This is a genomic window from Mesorhizobium sp. P5_C1 (genome assembly GCF_054049815.1).
Genome location: NZ_JBFULQ010001139.1, coordinates 1 through 929 on the forward strand (window position 1 = coordinate 1; position 929 = coordinate 929).

Annotated in this window: 1 protein-coding gene and 1 pseudogene; both read right to left on the reverse strand. The window is 61.0% G+C overall.

The features are described from left to right. Window positions 1–352: pseudogene (locus ACXJ7R_RS34430) on the reverse strand (carbohydrate ABC transporter permease); the annotation flags it as partial. Then, window positions 349–929, reverse strand: a 581-nt coding sequence (locus tag ACXJ7R_RS34435) for a carbohydrate ABC transporter permease (RefSeq protein ID WP_457155687.1), incomplete at its 5' end; no start/stop codon positions are given. The pseudogene ACXJ7R_RS34430 and the gene ACXJ7R_RS34435, both read right to left, overlap by 4 nt.

Consider the following 929-nt stretch of genomic DNA (forward strand, 5'->3'; position numbering starts at 1 on the left):
GGAAAAACATCAGCACCAGCGCGCTCAGCCTGAACTGGTAGCGGGCGATCGCATAGGYGGCCATGGTGCTGAACAAGAGGATCAGAGCCACCGCCGCCGTGGTTATGCCGACCGAATTGGCGAGGTAGCGGACGAAGTTGGTCTCGGTCCACACACGTTCGGCATTGGTCAGCGAAAAGCTCGACGGCATGGCGAAGGGCGAACTGAATATCTCCGCATTGGTCTTGAAGGACGAGATCACCATGACGAACAGCGGATAGATCATGATGACGGCATTGAGCGCCAGCATCAGCTGGATGGCGCCGTTCTTCAACAATTCGCCGCGGTCCCGGCTGCCGGCTGCTGCGCTCACAGTTCGATCTCGCGACGGCGCAGGTAGCGAAGCGCGATTGCGGTGACGCCGGCAACGATGATGAACATCATCACGGCCAGTGCGCTGCCCTGGCCGAAATCCTGGATGCCCGTCGTCGTACTGCCGAAGGCGGTGCGGTAGAAATAGAGGCCGAGCACATCGGTGGCGCCGCCGGGTGAGCCGGTAAGGCCAGCCATGACATAGGGGATTTCGAACCAGTTGAAGCTGCCGATGAAGGTCAGGATGGTGACGATGGTGACGCTCGGCGCAATCAACGGCCAGATGATCCGGGTCATCAGCACATAGTCGCCGGCGCCGTCGAGACGGGCGGCCTCGATCACTTCCTTGCCGACGCGCTGCATGCCGGCCAGCAACACCAAAGTCGGGAAACCGAGCCAGTGCCAGATGTTGGTGAACAGGATGCTGCCCAACGCGGTCGATTCATTGCCAAGCCACGGGATGGCGCCGATGCCGACAAGCGCCAGCGTCTGGTTCACCAGCCCGAACAGCGGATGCAGGAACAGTTTCCACAGGAAGCCGACGATGACCGCCGACAGCACGACAGGAAGAAAGACGA